At 35.2% G+C, this 20,095-nt stretch carries 18 protein-coding genes; 15 read left to right on the top strand and 3 right to left on the bottom strand.

What is annotated here, in order from left to right; genetic code table 11:
* Window positions 1-38 precede the first annotated feature (38 nt).
* The 9 genes from Q0871_RS00965 (at window position 39) to Q0871_RS00925 (ending at window position 9,045) form a co-directional block, all read left to right on the top strand.
* Window positions 39-962: a carbon-nitrogen hydrolase family protein gene (locus tag Q0871_RS00965; RefSeq protein ID WP_299317091.1), complete on the top strand. Its 924-nt coding sequence runs from the start codon at window positions 39-41 to the stop codon at window positions 960-962.
* Between the two features lie 30 nt (window positions 963-992).
* Window positions 993-1,949 (top strand): NAD(P)-dependent alcohol dehydrogenase, encoded by a 957-nt coding sequence (locus Q0871_RS00960; RefSeq protein WP_299317090.1) that lies wholly within the window; start codon window positions 993-995, stop codon window positions 1,947-1,949.
* Between the two features lie 117 nt (window positions 1,950-2,066).
* The gene (locus Q0871_RS00955) at window positions 2,067-3,173 is read left to right on the top strand and encodes a polysaccharide lyase family 7 protein (RefSeq protein WP_299317089.1); all 1,107 of its coding nucleotides are present in this window, start codon (window positions 2,067-2,069) and stop codon (window positions 3,171-3,173) included.
* 153 nt (window positions 3,174-3,326) lie between these two features.
* Window positions 3,327-4,118, top strand: coding sequence for a hydroxyethylthiazole kinase (gene thiM, locus Q0871_RS00950; protein WP_299317088.1), 792 nt, complete (start codon window positions 3,327-3,329; stop codon window positions 4,116-4,118).
* On the top strand, window positions 4,111-4,752 hold the full coding sequence (thiE, locus tag Q0871_RS00945) for a thiamine phosphate synthase (protein ID WP_299317087.1): 642 nt from the start codon (window positions 4,111-4,113) through the stop codon (window positions 4,750-4,752). Before thiM ends, thiE begins: the two co-directional genes overlap by 8 nt.
* Window positions 4,731-5,384, top strand: a complete 654-nt coding sequence (gene tenA / locus Q0871_RS00940; protein ID WP_299317086.1) for a thiaminase II — start codon at window positions 4,731-4,733, stop codon at window positions 5,382-5,384. Before thiE ends, tenA begins: the two co-directional genes overlap by 22 nt.
* Complete coding sequence (thiD, locus tag Q0871_RS00935) at window positions 5,372-6,181, top strand: bifunctional hydroxymethylpyrimidine kinase/phosphomethylpyrimidine kinase (protein WP_299317085.1); 810 nt, start codon at window positions 5,372-5,374, stop codon at window positions 6,179-6,181. The genes tenA and thiD overlap by 13 nt, the downstream gene beginning before the upstream one ends.
* A gap of 156 nt (window positions 6,182-6,337) precedes the next feature.
* The gene (locus tag Q0871_RS00930) at window positions 6,338-7,402 is read left to right on the top strand and encodes a hypothetical protein (protein ID WP_299317084.1); all 1,065 of its coding nucleotides are present in this window, start codon (window positions 6,338-6,340) and stop codon (window positions 7,400-7,402) included.
* Window positions 7,403-8,064: 662 nt separating this feature from the next.
* Window positions 8,065-9,045: a PLP-dependent cysteine synthase family protein gene (locus Q0871_RS00925; protein ID WP_299317083.1), complete on the top strand. Its 981-nt coding sequence runs from the start codon at window positions 8,065-8,067 to the stop codon at window positions 9,043-9,045.
* Between the two features lie 17 nt (window positions 9,046-9,062).
* Here Q0871_RS00925 and Q0871_RS00920 read toward each other — a convergent pair whose 3' ends face one another.
* Both Q0871_RS00920 and Q0871_RS00915 read right to left on the bottom strand, forming a co-directional pair.
* Window positions 9,063-10,907 carry a PLP-dependent transferase gene (locus Q0871_RS00920; protein WP_299317082.1) on the bottom strand — a complete coding sequence of 615 codons (1,845 nt, stop codon included), beginning with the start codon at window positions 10,905-10,907 and terminating at the stop codon, window positions 9,063-9,065.
* Window positions 10,908-11,433: 526 nt separating this feature from the next.
* Window positions 11,434-12,207 (bottom strand): hypothetical protein, encoded by a 774-nt coding sequence (locus Q0871_RS00915; protein ID WP_299317081.1) that lies wholly within the window; start codon window positions 12,205-12,207, stop codon window positions 11,434-11,436.
* Window positions 12,208-12,571: 364 nt separating this feature from the next.
* On the opposite strand from Q0871_RS00915, the gene Q0871_RS00910 reads away from it, so the two are divergent.
* The 6 genes from Q0871_RS00910 to Q0871_RS00885 all read left to right on the top strand — a co-directional run bounded on the left by Q0871_RS00910 (window position 12,572) and on the right by Q0871_RS00885 (window position 18,748).
* A complete protein-coding gene (locus Q0871_RS00910; RefSeq protein ID WP_299317080.1) occupies window positions 12,572-14,755 on the top strand; it encodes a T9SS type B sorting domain-containing protein in 2,184 nt (727 codons plus the stop codon).
* A gap of 334 nt (window positions 14,756-15,089) precedes the next feature.
* A complete protein-coding gene (locus Q0871_RS00905) occupies window positions 15,090-15,776 on the top strand; it encodes a hypothetical protein (protein ID WP_299317079.1) in 687 nt (228 codons plus the stop codon).
* A gap of 36 nt (window positions 15,777-15,812) precedes the next feature.
* On the top strand, window positions 15,813-16,271 hold the full coding sequence (locus Q0871_RS00900) for a TlpA family protein disulfide reductase (RefSeq protein WP_367275118.1): 459 nt from the start codon (window positions 15,813-15,815) through the stop codon (window positions 16,269-16,271).
* 176 nt (window positions 16,272-16,447) lie between these two features.
* A complete protein-coding gene (locus Q0871_RS00895; protein WP_299317078.1) occupies window positions 16,448-17,137 on the top strand; it encodes a YafY family protein in 690 nt (229 codons plus the stop codon).
* 86 nt (window positions 17,138-17,223) lie between these two features.
* Window positions 17,224-18,174 (top strand): alpha/beta hydrolase, encoded by a 951-nt coding sequence (locus tag Q0871_RS00890; protein ID WP_299317077.1) that lies wholly within the window; start codon window positions 17,224-17,226, stop codon window positions 18,172-18,174.
* The gene (locus Q0871_RS00885; protein WP_299317076.1) at window positions 18,167-18,748 is read left to right on the top strand and encodes a YdeI family protein; all 582 of its coding nucleotides are present in this window, start codon (window positions 18,167-18,169) and stop codon (window positions 18,746-18,748) included. Before Q0871_RS00890 ends, Q0871_RS00885 begins: the two co-directional genes overlap by 8 nt.
* A 405-nt stretch (window positions 18,749-19,153) precedes the next feature.
* On the opposite strand, the gene Q0871_RS00880 is transcribed toward Q0871_RS00885, so the two are convergent.
* Window positions 19,154-20,035 carry an NAD(P)-dependent oxidoreductase gene (locus tag Q0871_RS00880; protein WP_299317075.1) on the bottom strand — a complete coding sequence of 294 codons (882 nt, stop codon included), beginning with the start codon at window positions 20,033-20,035 and terminating at the stop codon, window positions 19,154-19,156.
* Between the last annotated feature and the right edge of the window lie 60 nt (window positions 20,036-20,095).

The raw sequence follows: 20,095 nt of genomic DNA, 5'->3' as shown, positions 1-20,095 counted from the left end.
CTATAATTATTAACTTACTATGAATATATAACCTATACATGAAAGTAAAAGTCTGCCTTATTCAAGATAGTCCCGTTTTTTTTGACATAGAAAAAACCATCGATAAAATAGAAAACCTTGTAAAAACCCATGCCAAGCAAGGTTGCGAATTAATTGTATTTCCAGAATCCTTTATTCCTGGTTATCCAAGAGGGTTTTCCTTTGGCGCAGTAGTTGGCAGTAGAACAGATGAAGGCAGAAAACTCTATTCAGAATATCATAAAAATAGTCTAGACCTAGAAGGTCAAGAGCTGCAAAGACTAGTGAAAATTGCTAAAACAGAGAAAGTTTATTTGGTTATTGGTATCACCGAAAAACAGTCCAACAATGGAAGCCTATATTGTTCTATGCTGTACATCTCCCCTACTGACGGATTTTTAGGCGTTCACCGAAAAATAAAACCCACAGGTAGCGAACGTATAATTTGGAGTGAAGATGATGGGAAATCCTTGGTGAGTTTTGATACCAAAATAGGTAAACTGGGCGGACTCATTTGTTGGGAAAATTATATGCCACTAGCGAGAATGTCGATGTACAAACAAGGTGTAGAAATCTATATCGCACCAACAGCGGACTCAAGAGATGAATGGACATCCACCATGAAACATATTGCTTTAGAAGGCAGATGCTTTGTATTGGGTTGCAATCAGTATTATACCAAATCTATGTATCCAGAAAAATATCAGCATTTGGTAGAAAATGAACCAGAAAATCTTTGTCGTGGCGGCAGTGTTATTGTTTCTCCATTGGGTAAAGTTATTGCAGGACCATTATTTGATGAAGCAGGAGCTTTAATTGCAGAAATAGATTTAGATGAAATAGTACATGCAAAGTTAGATTTTGATGTCATTGGGCATTATTCTCGTAACGATATTTTTGTATTCAATGCCGTCAATCAGCCAGATATGAAAATTGAAAAATAGACCTCATAATTATATTGATTACTGCATAAAATGAAAGCCTTTACTAAAAGAAAATATGGTGGTCCAGAAGTACTTCAACTAGAAGAAGTTGAGATACCTACTGTAAAAGACAATCATATTTTGGTGAAAGTAATGGCGAACTCCGCTAATCCTGCTGACTGGCATATCCTTCGTGGCAAACCTTTTTTTGCTCGTTTTTCTTTCGGATTTTTCAAACCCAAGGAAGCAATATTGGGATCGGATTTTGCAGGTATCGTTGAAGAGATTGGCAAGGGAGTAAAAGATTTTAAAGTTGGCAATCGCGTATTTGGAGAGATATTGGGCGGCGGTGCATTTGCGGAGTATGCTTGTGTACAAACAAAGCTATGTGCCAAAATGCCTGAAAATGTAGATTTCCCTATTATGGCAAGTGTTCCTGTTGCGGGACTCACAGCTTATCAAGCGTTAGTTACATATGGAAAAATAAAGGCTGGAGAATCAGTATTAATCAATGGAGCATCTGGTGGTGTGGGTCATTTTGCAGTACAAATAGCAAAAGCTTACGGTGCCAATGTCACTGGAGTTTGTTCAAGTAAAAATATAGACTTTGTAAAACCTTTAGGAGCAGAAAAAGTCATTGCTTATGACAAAACTAGCATCCAAAATCATAATATTAGGTATGACCTTGTATTAGACACCCACGGTAATCTCACGCATTCAGATTATAAAAGAATGGGAAAAAGAGGTGTAATGGTCGGTTTTACAACCTTGGGGCATATGTTCTCGGTTTTAATGAAAAATGCAATTAGCAAATATCCTTTGACCCAATTTACGGAACAAGCCAATACAGATGACCTGAATACTTTAGCATCATTAGTAAAGGATGGTAAAATTAAAGTGCATTTAGAAAACACATATCCGTATACCCGAATACCTAAAGCCATCTCTTTTATTGAGCAAATGCGTACAAGAGGAAAAATTGCAATGGTTTGGGGCAATGCAAACTAAACATATCTTACTTTCCGATTAAATACAAAATCTCCCATATCCTTGATGGAATTTTCAAGGTAAAACTGTTAAGACGACAAAACTATTCATAACTTATCGCCCTTTATAATAAGAAAAATGAATAAAAATACAATCACATTAGTAGCTTCTTTATTAGTTCTAGGTCTGTCATTTAATAGCTGTAAGGACGACAATAAAAAAACAGATTCAGCAACGGAGAACGGTTCTAGCGAAGAACAAATGGATAAAACGGTTTATGCCAGCGATGTCATTCCGTTTTTTGATAATTGGAAGTTGATATTGGGTGATGGTTCAAATGCAGGAATTGCCAATAATTTTGAAAACAAAGACTTCTTTTACACTGTTAACGAAGGTGGTGAGAATTGGGTGGTTTTAAAAGCACCTAATGGTGGTGATACCCACGGTACATCTAATAATACAAGAACAGAACTAGCGCAGATTAAAAAGTTTTATCCAGAAACGGCAGATGATAAACTGACCGCTACGTTAAAAGTGATGAATGTTTCTGCCACGGGCGATGCACGTGTTGCAGCAACACATGCTGTGGTAGTTGGTCAAATTCATAGTGCAGATGCCTTTGAAAATGAACCCTTGAAAATCTTTTACAAAAAATTTCCGGGTCACACTAAAGGTTCTGTTTTTTGGCATTATGAAATTAATACCGCTGGTGATGATAATGCTGGCAGATGGGACTACTCTAATGCTGTTTGGGGAAATGACTTTTCTGTGGTTGGCGAAACAGCAGATACCTATCCTGCAGAGCCAGAACATGGCATTGCTTTAGGCAAAGAATTCAGTTATGAGGTTGTAGTAAAAGACGGCATCATGAGTTTGAAGTTTATGAGTGACGGACATGAAACTAAAACATTTACTAAGAATCTGTTAGAATCAGAATACACTACAAAGGCTGAAATTCCAGAGCAAACGAAGAAATTATTCTTCCCAATAGGTCAAGATGGTGTTGAGCGCAAAGAGGCATATACTGGTGAAGGATGTTTTTTTAAATTGGGTACTTACAACCAAACAAATGGTAAATCTCCAGAAACTAATATGAATTGGTGCTCAGGTGCAGAAACCCATGGCGGCGATGTTCAAAAGCAATATGCAGATGGTAATTATGCCGAAGTGTGGTTTAAAACAGCCAGTATAAGCGTTAGCGATGCAGCTGTATCAAATGAAGGGTATTTTACTAAAAATGACTAATTCTGTATTAAAATAAAAATAAACATCTCAAATATTCTCCGTTAATAACTTATCACAATAGTAACACCATATTGTTTTACTTTTTTTATGAAAATAGCGAACTTAGTTGATTCCGTTTGTAAGTAAACAGAAACTCTAAAACCTAGTATTATAATGAGCAGTATTGCATTCGTATTAGAACAAGTAAAAACTAAAGGCCCGTTAGTACATAACATTACCAATTATGTGGTAATGAATAACACCGCCAATGCATTGTTAGCTGTAGGGGCATCTCCTGTTATGGCTCATGCTATAGAAGAAGTTGCAGATATTGTAACTATTTCTTCGTCTCTGGTTATCAATATGGGCACATTGAGCGAGAAATGGGTAGAAAGTATGCTTATGGCTGCAGAGCAAGCAAAGGTAACAAAGACTCCGTTTGTATTTGATCCAGTTGGCGTTGGTGCATCTGCATATAGAACAGAAGTTGCCCAAATGATTCTCAACGCTGCTACGCCTAATGTTATTCGTGGTAATGCATCAGAGATTATGGCTTTGGCAAAGTTAACCAATTCAACCAAGGGTGTAGATAGTACTATGGATACGCAAGATGCTATTGAAGGTGCTATCTTATTATCAAAGAAATTCAATAATACGGTTGTCATTAGTGGCGAAACCGATTATATCATTACTGGCGATACCGTTAGTAAGATTGAAAACGGGAGTCCGCTTATGGCTAAAATTACCGGTATGGGCTGCACGGCAACTGCCATGGTGGGTGCATGTTTAGGTGTGGAAGAAAATGCTCATTTGGCAGCTACAGCGGCAATGGCAATTATGGGTGTTGCAGGAGATATGGCTAATGAAAAAAGTGCAGGACCAGGGAGTTTTCAAATGAATTTTTATGATAGTTTATATGATATTACTCCAGATGTTTTAGCAGCAAAATTGAAAACAAATGCCTAAAGTAGATTACGCTTTAATGTATGTTACTGATGATAGTATTAGAGATGACAACAACTTTTTTACAATTCTAGAAGGGGCTTTAAAAGGCGGTGCAACCATCATTCAATTACGGGAGAAAACTTGTGATACCTTGGTGTTTTACAAACGTGCATTACGGTGTAAAGAATTATGTAGCACCCATGGAATTCCATTGATAATTAATGACCGATTAGATATTGCACTTGCAATAGATGCAGATGGTGTACATATTGGTCAAACCGATATGCCTTATGATGTTGCTCGTAGATTATTGGGTAATAGTAAGATTATTGGACTATCGGTTAGTAACAAAAAACAAGCCGAACATCAGGATGCTCAGGCGGCAGATTATATTGGCATCTCCCCTATTTTTTCGACAAATACAAAGGCAACTGATTTAGCACGACCTTTGGGTTTATTAGGACTTAAAGAAATTCGCGCACTGTATTCTAAGCCTATTGTTTGTATTGGCGGAATTCACAAAAACAACACTAAAGAAATAATTGAAAATGGCGCGGACGGAATAGCAGTGGTTTCTGCCATTTCAAAAGCAGCAAACCCAGAAGCGGCAACAAAAGAACTTAAAGATATTATATGCAAGACTGGTACAAACTAGCAAGAGAACAAACAGATTATATTCTGGAAGCCATAAAAGAGCAATCCTTCATTAAAGAACTGATGAACGGAACGCTACCAACAGACATTTTTCAATTTTATATTAATCAAGATGCCATGTATTTGGCGGAATATAAAAAGGTATTAGCAACTGTTGGCGTAAAATGTGAGGATGTAGATGATACCCAGTTTTTTCTAGATTCGGCCACAGGAATTATCAATGTAGAAAATGCCTTGCATCAAATTTTTCTAAAAGATAATCAGTTGGCTCACGAGCCCTCTCCTACTTGCGAATTATACACCAGTTATATTAGTCGCATAGTGGCAAATCATTCTTTAGAAGAAGCATTGGCAGCTGTTCTGCCTTGTTTTACCATTTACAAAGAAATTGGAGATTACATACAAGCGAATCAGACGAACAAAGCCGATAACCCCTATCAAGATTGGATAGATACGTATGGTGGCGAAGCATTTGCAACCTCGGTAAATAATGCAATAGCCATAACAAACAAATACGCAGCACAAGCTTCTGATGATGTCTTACATAAAATGGAAGCAGCTTTTGAAAAAGCATCGAAATTAGAATGGATGTTTTGGGACAGCGCCTATAATAAAGAAGCATGGAAGATATAAAGACGCCATACAATAGTGTATTGTCCATAGCCGGAAGCGATTCTGGTGGTTGTGCAGGTATTCAAGCAGATATTAAAAGTATTAGTGCCTGCGGAGCATATGCTGCTACAGTAATTACAGCAACCACGGCACAGAATACAACGGGAGTCACAGATATACACGCCATACCTATTTCTCATATAGGAAAGCAATTAGAGTCCGTACTTAGTGATATTCAATTCGGAGCCATTAAAATTGGGATGTTGCATTCGTGCGAAGTGATTAAACTAGTACAAGAAAAACTAGCAGAATATGAACTAAGGAACATTGTTTTAGACCCAGTGATGGTCACTACATCTGGTCATAAATTAATTACTGACGATGCTATAGAATGTCTAAAAAACTATCTGCCGCACGTAAGTTTAATCACTCCGAATATTCCAGAAGCAGAACTGTTGATTGATGAAAAAATCAATGGCGATAACATGGAAGCCATGGCAAAGAAAATAGCAGAACACTATAAAACCTCTGTAATTCTAAAAGGCGGACATATAATTGACAACAACGAAATGACAGATGTATTTTATGAGTACCCTACAGGTAAAACAATAACCATCACTAACCCTAGGATAGCTACCAATAACACCCACGGCACCGGTTGTAGTTTATCATCAAGCATTGCTGCATTCTTAAGTTTGGGTGAACCTATGGAGATAGCCATTAAAAAAGGCTGCAGTTATGTTAATAAAGCCATAGCAGCAGGTCAATACAAAACCTTAGGTCAAGGTAACGGACCTATTAATCATTTTGGGTTGTAGTTAATTAACTGGTTCGTTAATAACTTGGTAATAACTCATATTGTAAGTAATTGCTTTCAATTTTTGAAATATCGAAATTCGCTACCATAAGCTAAATGGAATTGAAACTCTACTTATTTGACGTTTTAAAGAATTTTAACAAACCTAAAGAAATATATGAACCATTTTTATTTTTATTCAAAACAGCTTTTAAAAATATTTGAAAAACATAAAGAAATATTAGGTTTGATATCTTCAATAGTTGAATTGAGGAATAGCTACATAATTAATCCTCAAGACATTGTTAATGTTGCGAATGACCAGAATTCGCAATATCGAGGAATGGCGACCTTGAAAAGTAAAATAAATTCGAAAAATCAAGAAATACTTAAAGTTATTAGGTCAAAAAGACCAAACAAAGTTTATGAATTAGTTAATTCTTTCATAACGGAATTAAACCTATTTGACAACTCTTACAATGATGATAATTCACTTATAAAATTACTCAAAGAATTTCCCGAAAATCACACCGATGCATATTCTGAAAAGCAAGCTCAACAAATTTTTGAAATAATCGAGAATAGCTCTTCAATACATCTAGCTATACAAAATGCTAAGGAAAAAGCAGAATACATAATTGCTGAATTAAGCAAGTCTAAAAAAGATTCACCAACTGATTATATTCCGTTGACAATTGGTACTGACCAGGATGTACCGCTTATAGAAGACTTTATTTTGATTTTTGAAAAAATCCAAGGACTCTATAATTTTATCTGTTATCTACATAAGATAGATAGCGAAAGTAAACCTTTATTAATCAATCAAGTAAGTACTGGTTCCTGGTATTCAGAATTACTTGGAATAAAACAAGTAATAATAAGTACCGAAAATCTTTTAAAAGGAATTGGGGGTTTCATAAGAGATTATATTACTGGTAAAATCAGTCGTGAAAAATTTGAAAATAATTGTAAAAAAGCTGAAGCATTTATAAATCTTATTGCTTTGGCAAATGAAAATGGAATTAAAAATGCTGAATTAGGAGTATTTAAAGAATTAAATCCTTTCATTGAGAACTTTAAGTCAGATACGACAATAATAGAAATTAATGAAGAAGAAATACTTAAAATAAAAAAAACTGAGAAATTGACATTAGCTGAAAGACAAAGTAAGAGAGAAAAATTATTAGAAAGTATTCAATTGAGTATAGAGGAAGGCAAGAAAAATAGAGTAGAAAATAAATAAAAATAAAAATGCTCTACATCAGTCTATATATTTTTTTTAGCCCACATATTAAAATCCTTGCTAATTTTCTATTCATTTTTATTTACTGAATTTACTTCAAATCCTACGAGACAAAGCATGCATAACAACAAATCAGAGATTCCCGTTAATTACCACTATTAATCTTTTATATCCTCTTTGAGCGAAACCTTTTCGAGATGCGGCTATCTGTCATTTTAGTTCAATTAATTATGTTTTAAGTTCTACTTTCAGTCCTGGCGCAGGCGAAAATCCATCAGAGTTAGAGAACCTTTTTGCGTTCCAGTCCCTTCGACTGCGCTCAGGATGACATTGCGTTTATAAGAATGTCAATTCGAGTGGGTTTTTGGTTGAAGCGTTACGGAAACCAAAAAGTTGTATCGAGATCTTTGGTACACGAAATAGTTCTCGATACCCTCCTATTTGGCGGGCAAGCAAATTTCTCGTCCCTCGAAATTCACTCGAACTGACAAAATGTTGAATAAAAAAGTCAAGGTTACTGAGCGTAGCCGAAGTGAGCTTGTTCGCAATAAACAGATAGCCGCGCTGCGCTCGCTATGACGAAAATCAATTATTGATGTATCTGCAACAATATTGCTAGAACCAATCTAGTTTTATACTTTTGAAAGACTTTAAAAGCAGCTATGAAATACGCAGAAAATATACTTGGTACTATTGGTAACACGCCTCTTGTAAAAATGAATAAACTTACAGCAGAGTTACCTTGTTTAGTATTAGCTAAATACGAGACTTTTAATCCTGGTAACTCGGTTAAAGACCGTATGGCGTTGAAGATGATCGAAGATGCAGAAGCTGATGGAAGACTACAACCTGGCGGAACCATTATTGAAGGAACTTCAGGTAATACCGGTATGGGGCTGGCATTAGCAGCAATTATAAAAGGGTACAAATGTATTTTTGTTCTAGCGGATAAGCAGTCAAAAGAAAAATGCGATATTTTACGTGCTGTAGGTGCAGAAGTTGTTGTTTGTCCGACCGCTGTAGAACCAGAAGATCCAAGGTCTTATTATTCAGTTTCTAAACGATTGGCTACTGAGATTCCGAATAGCTGGTACGTAAATCAGTATGATAACCCTAGTAATGCAAAAGCACATTACGAAAGCACGGGACCAGAAATCTGGAAACAGACCGATGGTAAAATCACGCACTTTGTAGTTGGTGTAGGAACTGGAGGTACAATCTCTGGCGTAGGTAAGTACTTAAAAGAACAAAATCCGGATATTAAAATTTGGGGAATTGATACCTATGGTAGTGTTTTTAAAAAGTACCATGAAACAGGAATTTTTGATGAAAAGGAAATTTACCCTTATGTAACCGAGGGTATCGGTGAAGATATTTTACCAAAAAATGTTAACTTCAGCATTATTGATGGTTTTACCAAAGTAACCGATAAAGACGGTGCAGTATACACGCAACGTTTAGCTAAAGAAGAAGGCATGTTTTTGGGCAACTCTGCCGGATCTGCTATAAAAGGCGTATTGCAATTAAAAGAACATTTTACAAAAGACGATGTAGTCGTCGTATTATTTCATGACCACGGTAGTCGTTATATTGGTAAAATGTTCAATGATGATTGGATGCGTGAAAAAGGCTATATAGAATAGCCTTTTTCAAACAGTTCTTACATACTTTCAACAAACTTCAGGAATACTTTTTTGTGGAGCTCCACATCCATATTCGGAGAAAGAGATACACGGGCTATATAATCCTTATCATCTTCTTTGGTAGTTCCTTGGGTAGAAGTTGCCGGTATTGTCCAGTAACAACCATTTAACTGTCCGTAGCTAACACAGTATTTGCTCTCATTTGGTATTTCGGTAATCATTAGGTTGATTAGCCTATGGTTCATTTCTCGTTTATACGTTTCTCTTTCTTGAGGACTATCGCCTTTTGTGGGCAAGTCTAATGAAAAAACAGATGGCGTAAACCCTTCGTTTGCTAATTCTTCAGATACAAAATTGATTTTAGCGGCAGGTAATGTCTTCTTTATAAAGTTTACAAAATCAAGCGTATTCACATAAGCATCGTGAATTCTTTGTATCATCGAAGGCATTTGCTTTGCCAATATTTCCATTTGCAAATCGGTAGCTTCGTTATTACAAAGACTTAAATGCAAGCCGATTTTATCCATTAAAGGTTCCGCTATTTTATTAGCAATACAATAGCCAGCAGTGCATTTACCGCCACTTGGGAATTTTGAGCCACTAGCAAATGAAATTGTTCTTACAGATGAAAGAATATCGTCATCACCTAGAAAGTGAACATTGGGGCAAAACGTTTGATCTAAAATAAAAACAGGATCTATAGCCTCACTCCCACTTGCCGTTTTTCGTTTAGCACTTAAAACATCTCTTAATTTATGAACATCCGGTACTTCAACTCTCGGGTTAGTTGGTATTTCTGCAATAATAAAAGGGATGGCATCTTCTTTGGCTAATTGATTAAGAACCTTATCAATACTTTGAACCATATCATTATCTCCATCTACAGGTAAATCGACTATTTCAATAGCACTGCTACAAGCGGCAACACGTCGCGCTTGGTCGTTAGTGCCACCATAACAATTTGGAGGAACAACAATTTTAATCGCCTTCCCCTTGTGGTCTTCCAATGCATGGTGTACCAATCCCATCATAATAGCATATTGAATAGATAGTCCGCTAGAAGCAACTAATGGTGCTGTACTACTTCCAGAAACATCTCTTATGGCATCTAATACCTTTGTCTTATTCTCAGCTACATTTGTTTTATGAATAAGCGTAGAAGATTGATTAACTAAAGACTTTAGCGCATTAAAACAATTAGCCGGAGTCATAGCAACAGTTTCTCTTCTTCTTACATGCTGAATATCTGAAATATAGGTATTGTTCTCTTCTCCGTTAACCAGTAAAACACTACCTGAATTGGCATATATATCTATGTAAAAATCAATATTGGAATTCAGGTCCGAAGCAGAAATCTCATCATCATGCGATACGAAAACTGTACTACCGTCGAAGGCCACTATATCTGCAATATTATCAACTTTCTTTAATTCAAAAGTATAGCCGTAAATATCACGTAATACACTGGCATCAAAAGAACTGGGTAGTTCTCCCGTGTAAGCAATAAGTGTATTTCTATTCTTTAATAAATTTGTTCTAAGAATGGATAAAATAGGAGTCGTTTTTGATAAAAAACTAATCACCTGATCTGGTGCTATATCGTTTAAATTACCAATTGCCCATTCTAAAATACAAGACAATGGGTGACCTAAACGTATATAGTCGTAAGCAGTAGGCAAATTACTAAGTGCAGATGCGTCAGAATTATTCTCCTTTGCTAAAATTTCAAACTGATCTAAAAACTGGACTTTAGCCAATTCTTCATCATAAATATCTAATCGATGCGTAGTTAGGTTCAACCAATCACTTGGCATATGATCTAATACCGCTTTAATATAACTCTTCATTCTACTAACCTCCATAATTCTTGTCTTTAGACCCTTCGAAATTACATAATAATTAAAACTATTTAAAGGATTGGTTAATGTATTGATATGACGATTATGGTCTTAATCATCAGATAATTTCATGTCAAATTATATTATGAAAAACAAAATTGTTTTATGCTTAGCAATTCTTTATACAATCGTAGAATTTACGACGCAAGCTATAATCTCTTTCGTTAATAATTTCCTACAAAAAAAGTTGTAGAAAATTGTGTTAATTCATTTTAAAAACGAACTTAGTAATCATCTCCTAAAAAAGGTTAAAAGATCTTGTAGCGATACCTTGATATTAATATAACAAACGTTAAATGAAATTAACGCTTCTCTTATTTTTTTCTGTATTTACCGCGGTTGCGCAAAGCAATAGTGGTAAAATAAAACTGTATGCTATAAATATTAAATCGTTTGAAAATACCGAAATTTTAAATTCAACTACTTATCTTCAAAAAAACAATAGACAAGCTATTATAAATTAGTTCATTGATATAAACCTTGCTATCACCTACTCTACTTGGTCTAAAAACGGTTTCATTTCCAATAGATCGATATCATCTCTTTTTCGTAATTCTCGCAAAAACCAACCTTTGTGCCCGGCACCGTAGATGATTAAAAAACGCTTGCCTTCATACCTGTGTTTCTGCAATGCTTTCTCAATATTCCAGTAATGGGCAATGTTGATGTTTTCCCATCCGCCAAGTCCAAGTTCATCGTTGAACAATTTATTATACATCTGTAAGCCTATATCTTGAATATCATCATAAGCCTGCGTATGTATAAAATAGGGGTCATTTACTTTATTAGTTGCTTTGTAAAGTGAATCTGTTTTTTGGTTTGCCAAGGTGTAGGCTTTCCAATCATCAGCACGATCAGGGTTATCTCTAATGGCTCCTAATTTCTTGTTGCGTTCATCGGCCATCATCCTTGTCCAGCCTGCCGTAGCTATAATCTCAAAGTCCATCTCCTTGGTCAAGGGAAATACCACATCTACATACTCCGGAAAGCGAAGTACTCGTGGCTCAGATATACTATCATCTTTTTTAAAACCATCCATTGCCGCTTGCATTCTATTGGGTGGTATCTCTGCCAAAATGTAATCTGGTTTAATAGTTTTAATCAACTTATCTAGGTAGGCTACATTATAAACACTGTCTGTAAGGTGACCACTATGAATTGTACCAAGCACTAAAACTTCATTATGTGGTTTAGTGGTTGTGGCAGGTTTAGGTTGACATCCAAGAAAGATGGTAAAAAAGCATAATAAAATGATACGGGTCATAGGATACAGGTTTGTGCGAAGATAATTTTAAATGAGCGGATTATATCTTAAAAGTTATTGAAGCTCAAATTAATAAATAAAAAAGGACAACGGCTATTACTTTGACCTTAATAGCAAGAATAGTAGTAAATCATATTTTGCTTTACTATTGTCAAGATAAGCTACCAGAAAACCAAGATTTTGTATTTTCAGAAAATTAAATCTATGGTAGTTATTCCAGAATCATAGCATCAAATTTCAAATTTTTATCCAGAGATAACCATACATATACAACCTTATATGCCATTCACTTATTTATAAGATACATTCACTGATTTTATTTGATTAGCTACATTCACTTAAATAGATTTAGTAAAAAAATACGTTGGTCACCAATCACCATTTTTTATTATTCTTATGTATATTTTTTACGACACAAGCGTATACTCAATTATGTGAAGGAAATTTAGGAGATCCCGTTGCCGAAATTAATTTTGGTTCGGGAACAAATGTTGGTGCTACCCTAGGAACAGCTATTACGGCATTTACTTATAGCAGTTCAGGAGAATTAGACGAGGGCGAATATACCATTGCTAATAGTACCAGTGGTTTAAAAGGAAATGCTTGGCACGTTACCGGCGATCATACCGGCGATACTAATGGGTATATGATGGTCATTAATAGCGCCGTACTTTCAGAAGAAGGGGTCTTCTATAGAAAATCGGTTACAGGACTATGTGGTAATACTACTTATGAGTTTTCTGCATGGCTCATGAATGTGATGAACCCAAGTGTGGGTACAGATGAGTACCACCCAGATGTAACATTTAGAGTAAATGATACATCAGGCACAATTTTAGGTTCTTATAATACAGGAGATATTCAACAGACATCTTCGGGTACATGGGTGCAATATGGTTTCTTTTTCACCTTAGAAAGTGATACCGAAGTGGTGATCACCATATTAAATACAGCACCCAGTGCACACCCAGGTAATGATATTGTTTTAGATGATATAACTTTTAAACCTTGCGGACCCACCATTACAAATTCAATAGAGAATGAAACGGGCACTAGTATTATTACCTGTCAAGATGAAATTGTAGACTACACCCTTCAAACGACTATTTCTGCAGGATACTCAGATCCACGGTTTCAATGGCAATTTTCTGACGATTATGGCAACAGCTGGGTAGATATTAATGGAGAAACGAACACAACATACCAGTTCACCGATACCAGTATAGCCGGCGATTATTTATACAGGGTAAGTGTCGCCAATGGTGATAATATTAATTCTGTTACCTGTAGAATAGCCTCTAATGAGTTTTATATAGAAGTACTAGAAAAACCAGCCGTGTTAGTTGGGGAAAGCGAACAAAGTTTTTGCACCACCCAAAATCCTACTCTTCAAGATATCGAAGTAAGTAGCACTGCTGTGTGGTATGATGCTTTAACGAATGGTAATACCTTAAATAAGGCTACCAATTTAGCGGATGGAACAACTTACTTTGGTGCCCAAGAAACGGTTAATGGCTGCGAAAGCGAAGAAAGGATAGCCGTAACAGTCCATATTGTAACCCCAACTTTAGAAGTGAACAATAGTATTATCGATGTTTGCGATACCGATAATGATGGTGAAGAATTAGTTGATGTAACCGTTTATGAACCAGAACTGTCTCATTGTACAGATTGTACTTATAGTTATTTCACTACTCGTTTAGGTGCAGAAAATGCCACTGTAGAAGAAGAAATAGTACAAACCTCTTCGTATGTATGGAATGCAGAGTATCCTGTAGTTTATGTTCGTATTGTTTCTGGTGATAAATGTTCTCAAGTAGCTGAATTAAGGTTGAGTCTCACCCAAACTCCTATTATAGAAATAGATGATTTTGTAGGTCTATGTGAAGAAGATGAAAGCGTTACCATTGATGCCAGCTTCGGATTTGATAGCTACCTATGGTCAACAGGAGAAACCACTCAGACCATTACCGTAACTAATGCCAATATTGGTTCTTTTTGGGTAAGCGTTTCAGAAGACCATGACACTTATACGTGCAGTACAACTAAAAACTTCCAAGTGGTATTGTCGAATGTTGCCACTATTTCAGGATTTGATATACAAGACTGGACAGATAACAACAATAGTATAGAAGTGTATGTATCTGATGCTAGTTTAGGTGATTACGAATACTCCTTAGATAATAACAGTTATCAAGACAGTGCAATTTTTACCGACTTGCTACCTGGCGAATATACTGTGTTTGTACGAGATAAAAATGGTTGTGGCATAACACAAGAACTTGTATATATCTTATATTTTCCAAAATTTTTTACTCCCAATAGTGATGGGGTCAATGATGAATGGGTTATAGATTATGCAGATACAGAACCTGCCTTAAGCGTTAAAATTTTCGATAGGTATGGTAAGTTTCTAAAACAACTCAATGCCACTTCTTCTTGGGACGGCACTTATAATGGGCAAATCATGCCGGCATCTGACTATTGGTTTGTTGTGACAAGAAATGACGGTAGAAACTACTCAGGTCATTTTACTTTAAAACACTAAACTATTATCTAATTTGTAGTTTATAACTTGGGTACAAGTCATTTTGTGAGTGCGTGTGCTTGCTTTCAATTTTAGAAAAAGCGAAATTTGTTAGCCTCTTATTTAAAGGTAATTTGATATCAAAATAGAACCAGGCGTTATATATGACCATTCTACAATTAACAAAAAAGATTTTAGCATTTGTAACTCCGTATAAAACAATCATAGCGCTTATTATGAAATTTTCAATGCTATGGCAAATAGTTTGAATATTAACAAAATTACGGACACCATTAATGACGAAGACTAATTAAAATTTACAGCTTAGATTATTAAGTATCCATTCCAATATAAAATGAAAACTACATCAATAAAATTTATCATAGGTCTTATGGCATTGGTCCTAAGTTTAACAGCGTGCAATTCTCCTGCAACTATATCTGGTTCGTTAGAAGGATTAGAAAAAGAAAATACAAAAATCTACTTAATTCAACCTGAAGACTTACAGCATGTAGCAGCTTCCTACTTAGGGAAAGTCATAGACTCCGCCATTGTAAATGCTGATGGTAGTTTTGAATTCCAAAATATTCAAACTACTAAAGAACCGGTATTGTTAGAATTAGCTGTACAACCTTCAGGGAAAGCGGGCAATTATTTGCAAACCGATGACCCAATTCAAACAAACTATATGCCTATTGTTTGGCAATCTGGTGAATCACTTCAAATCTCAGCGCAGTTTGATGAATTTCAAAAAACTTTTACGATAGAAAATCCTTCAGATTTGAATAGCGCTTTATTAGCGGTAAGAGATATTAAAGCGGAAGCATACCAAACCTTTCTTGCCAATCAGCATTGGAATGTAGAAGACGGCGATGAATTAATGGCAAAAGAACATGCCCTTTTACAATACAAGTCATCTTTAATGGAGTTTGCAGATAGCACTTCCAATCTTCTGCCGGCATTGGTAGCGTTAAGATGGGTAAGTCCAGAAAACGATTACGAACGTGTACCTGAATTTTTAGTGAATCAATGTACGAAGTAGAAAGAAAAAGAAGCCGATCACCCGTGGGTAAAACAACTGTGCAAAAAAAGTGAACCGACAAATTTACCAGTATTAATAGGCGATAAATTCCCGAACATTCAACTTCCTTTGTTGTCAAAAGATACCGTATATATCAAAGATGTATTAGGTGAAAAACTTACTATAATTGATTTATGGGCATCTTGGTGTGCCCCTTGCAGATTAGAGAACCGTAAGGTTCTAGTGCCGCTTTATAATGAATATCATGACCAAGGTTTACAAATTGTTGCATATGCCTTAGAAAGTGATGAAGCAGCTTGGAAAGCCGCTGCAGCGCGCGATGGAACAGATCGTTGGTTACAATCTTCAGATTTAAAAGGAGACGATGCTCCTTTCTTAAAGAAAATACGTGTTCGTACAATTCCTGCGAACTTTATTCTAGATAGTAACGAAGTGGTCATTGCTAAAAATTTGCATGGCCAAGATTTGATGGATTTAGTGAAAGGTAGCTTCTAATATTTTAAAACCATTTTATTAACATTTTCGTTAATAAAATGATTACAACTCCTATTGTAAGTACTTGCTTTCAATTTCTGAAAGAACGAACTTCGTTATCATCCGCTAAAAGGAATTGAAACTCCCTTTAGCTCACCGTTGTAAGCCATTTAAAAAAACAATAACTACATTGAATAATGGATTATTCCGAAACAAATAGACTATCAAGATTAACAGCAATCTTAATTCAATTACAGACCAAACGAATTGTAACTGCTTCGGAATTAGCTAATAAATTTAATATTAGCAAAAGAACTATTTACAGAGACATAAAGGCATTGGAACAATCTGGTGTTCCTGTATTAACGGAGGAAGGAAAAGGCTATACATTAATGGACGGATATAAAATTCCACCTGTAATGTTTACCGAAAAACAAGCAAATGCTTTAATACTTGCAGAACAATTAGTGTTAAATAGTAAGGATGCATCATTTGTAAAGGACTATTCGGAAGCAATAGATAAAATAAAATCAATTCTAAAATATACAACAAAAGATAAAGCTAATATACTTCTTGAACGTACACGTTATGACAAAAACATAAATCGAGAAAGGAATAGTAATAATTTATCAGATTTACAAAATGCATTAACTAATTACAACCTTGTTAAAATAGAATATATCAATAAGGAAAATTCTGCATCAATTAGAATAATAGAACCATTTGCTATATTAAATTCTGAAAATTGGTATTTAGTTGCATTTTGTCGTTTACGTAACGAGTTTAGGTTTTTTAGACCCGACAGAATTCAAAAAATAGAAATTCTAACAGAAAATTTCGAACCTCATAATATGACTTTACAGGAATATTTTGACAAATATCAATAACTCTTTTTGACCCTTGCCATAAGGCTGTCATCAACCCAATTTACTTTTGTAGTATAATTATTTTAAAACAAAAAATGACAACACAAATGAACAAAAGTATTAATTCAATCGAATTTCCAAAATCTACTATGATTTCAGTCAATGGTATTGAACTTGAAGTATTTGAAGCAGGTAAAGAGAATAAGGGTAAACCTATTATACTTTGTCACGGATTTCCAGAAAATGCGTTTTCTTGGCGTTTTCAAATTCCCGAACTTGTTAAAGCCGGTTATCACGTTATTGTTCCAAATCAAAGAGGTTATGGTAAATCATCTTGCCCAACTGAAATAACAGCTTATGGCATGGAACATTTAACTGGAGATTTAGTTGCTCTACTTGACCACTACGGATATGAAAAAGCTACCTTTATTGGTCACGATTGGGGAGCAAATATTGTTTGGAGTCTAGCTTTATTACATCCTGAGAAAGTAAATAAAATAATAAATTTGGCTTTACCATATATGCAAAGAGGAGAAAAACCTTGGATAGAGTTTATGGAAGAAATATTTGGACCAGATAATTATTTTGTTCACTTTAATAGACAAGTAGGAGTCGCAGATGCTATTTTGGATGAAAACAAATCTCAATTTCTTGGTAATTTGTTCCGAAAAAATGCACCACTTACAATGCCTGAACCAGGTATGATGATGATTAATCTTGCAAAAGCAGAGAAATCACTTGGAGACCCTATAATGAGTGAAAGTGAATTGGCTGTTTATGTTTCTGCTTTCGAAACATCAGGATTTACAGGAGGTATAAATTGGTATAGAAACCTTGACCAAAATTGGCATTTATTGGCAGACGTGAATCCAATCATTAAACACGCTGCACTTATGATATATGGAGACCAAGATATGATTCCTAAATCTGAAAATTTAACAGATTTTGTTCCTAATGTAGAAGTAGTTAGTTTAGATTGTGGTCATTGTATCCAACAAGAAAAACCTGAAGAAACTAATCAAGCCATATTAAAATGGTTAGAACAACATAATGAATAAAGAGGAAATAGAAACATATTATCCTAAAAGTCAAACAGATTGGAGAAACTGGTTAGAAGTAAATCATAAGTTGAAACAGTCTGTTTGGCTTGTTTTTTATAAAAAATCAACAAAAACACCTTCTATTAGTTGGAGTGAATCAGTTGATGAAGCACTCTGTTTTGGATGGATAGATAGTACTAAAAAAACAATTGACTCAGAAAGGTACATCCAATATTTTAGCAAAAGAAAACCTAACAGTATTTGGTCTAAGGTAAATAAAGATAAAGTAGAATATTTAACTTCAAAAAAACTTATTCGAGAAGCTGGCTATAAAGCTATTGAAACGGCAAAGGAAAATGGTTCTTGGTTTATACTAGATGATGTAGAAGCACTAATTTTTCCTGAAAATTTAAAAAAAGAATTTGACAAAAGAGAGGGAGCTTTAGAATATTACGAGAGTTTAAGTAAATCAGCAAAGAAAATTCTATTAAGCTGGATTGTGCTTGCCAAAAGACCAGAAACTAAACAAAAAAGAATAATTGAAATAGCAGAAAATGCTAGTAGAAATACGAAACCAAAACAATTCCGATAAAATAAAAACGGCTTACAACAAGGTATAAAAAACATAGGGCGTTTGTGTTAAACCGAAAGGTCTGTGAATATTAACAAAGTACGTTAATATAAAATTTGGCATTTATAGTAGAAAAGACAAAAGCAAAATATTTATATTAAGCTAAGTAATAAACCGAAACGAAAGTGCTTATCACCTGCCCTACGTCTCTTATATTTAACGATAAAGAAACCTACCAACTATTCCCTATTCTCCTCTATCCATTTATCTATTAGCTTAGTAGCAGTTTGGACTATAAATTTAGTTTTAAACAAAAAAAACTAAGCTTCGTGCGTGAAGGAAAACTAAAAGTTTCCTTACTTCCGCACCAAGCTTAGCTCGATCGTTGTGCGAACTGTTTCACACAACTAAAATATCTCAAATTAATTATTTCTTCAACTTCACGAAATAATCGAAGATTTCAGGAACATTTGCACTTGCCATACCTTCATCAAAAGCAGCCTGTAGGCTAGCAGATGTAGCAGAAGCAACCTTAGATTCTGTACCAAGATCATCCATCATTTGTACAAAATAACCTAAATCTTTATTAGCGTTTGCAATAGAAAAACCTAAATCACTTACATTGTCTACTGCGTAGTTTTTACAAAACTTCATGAACGGTGAATTCGATGGTCCAGAAGACATAATATCAAAAAGTTGTTGTCCATCTACACCAGCAAGTTTAGCCGCTGCAAAAGCTTGTGACATAGCTACAACGCTAGTCATACCCATAAAGTTATTGATTAACTTAGTCGTATGACCAGCACCTAGAGGTCCTAAATGAAATACATGTTCTCCTTGAACATCTAATATAGGTTTTACCTTCTCAAAGGTATCTTTATCTCCGGCAGCCATAATGTTTAGCAATCCGTCTTTTGCATGAGCCGGTGTACGACCAAGTGGAGCATCAATCATACCAGCGCCCTTTGCAGCAAGGTCTTTACCAATTTTCTGCGTAGATGCAGGAATTGATGTTCCAAAATCGATCAAAACAGTACCTTCTTTAATACCTTCAAGGATACCATTTTCACCGTAAACGATTTTTTCTACAACAGCAGAAGTCGTTAAACAGAACATGATAATGTCGCTATTTTCAGCTAATTCTTTTGGAGAGGCAGCTTCTTTAGCATTACCGCGAGCGATAACAGTTGCTACTGCATCTTTGTTAAGGTCCATTACATTTAGTTGGAAACCTCTTTTCTGTAGGTTCTCAACCATGTTGGCGCCCATTAGGCCGAGTCCTATAAATCCGATAGTAGGGTTTTTCATATTTGTTTCATTATTTAGTGCAAAGATATAAATCTGCTAGTTAACATATTTTACTAGTTT

The sequence above is a fragment of the uncultured Maribacter sp. genome (assembly GCF_947500985.1).
Classification (GTDB): Bacteria; Bacteroidota; Bacteroidia; order Flavobacteriales; family Flavobacteriaceae; genus Maribacter.
Note: the sequence above shows the minus strand (reverse complement) of the source record. Positions and strands in the feature narration are given on the sequence as shown.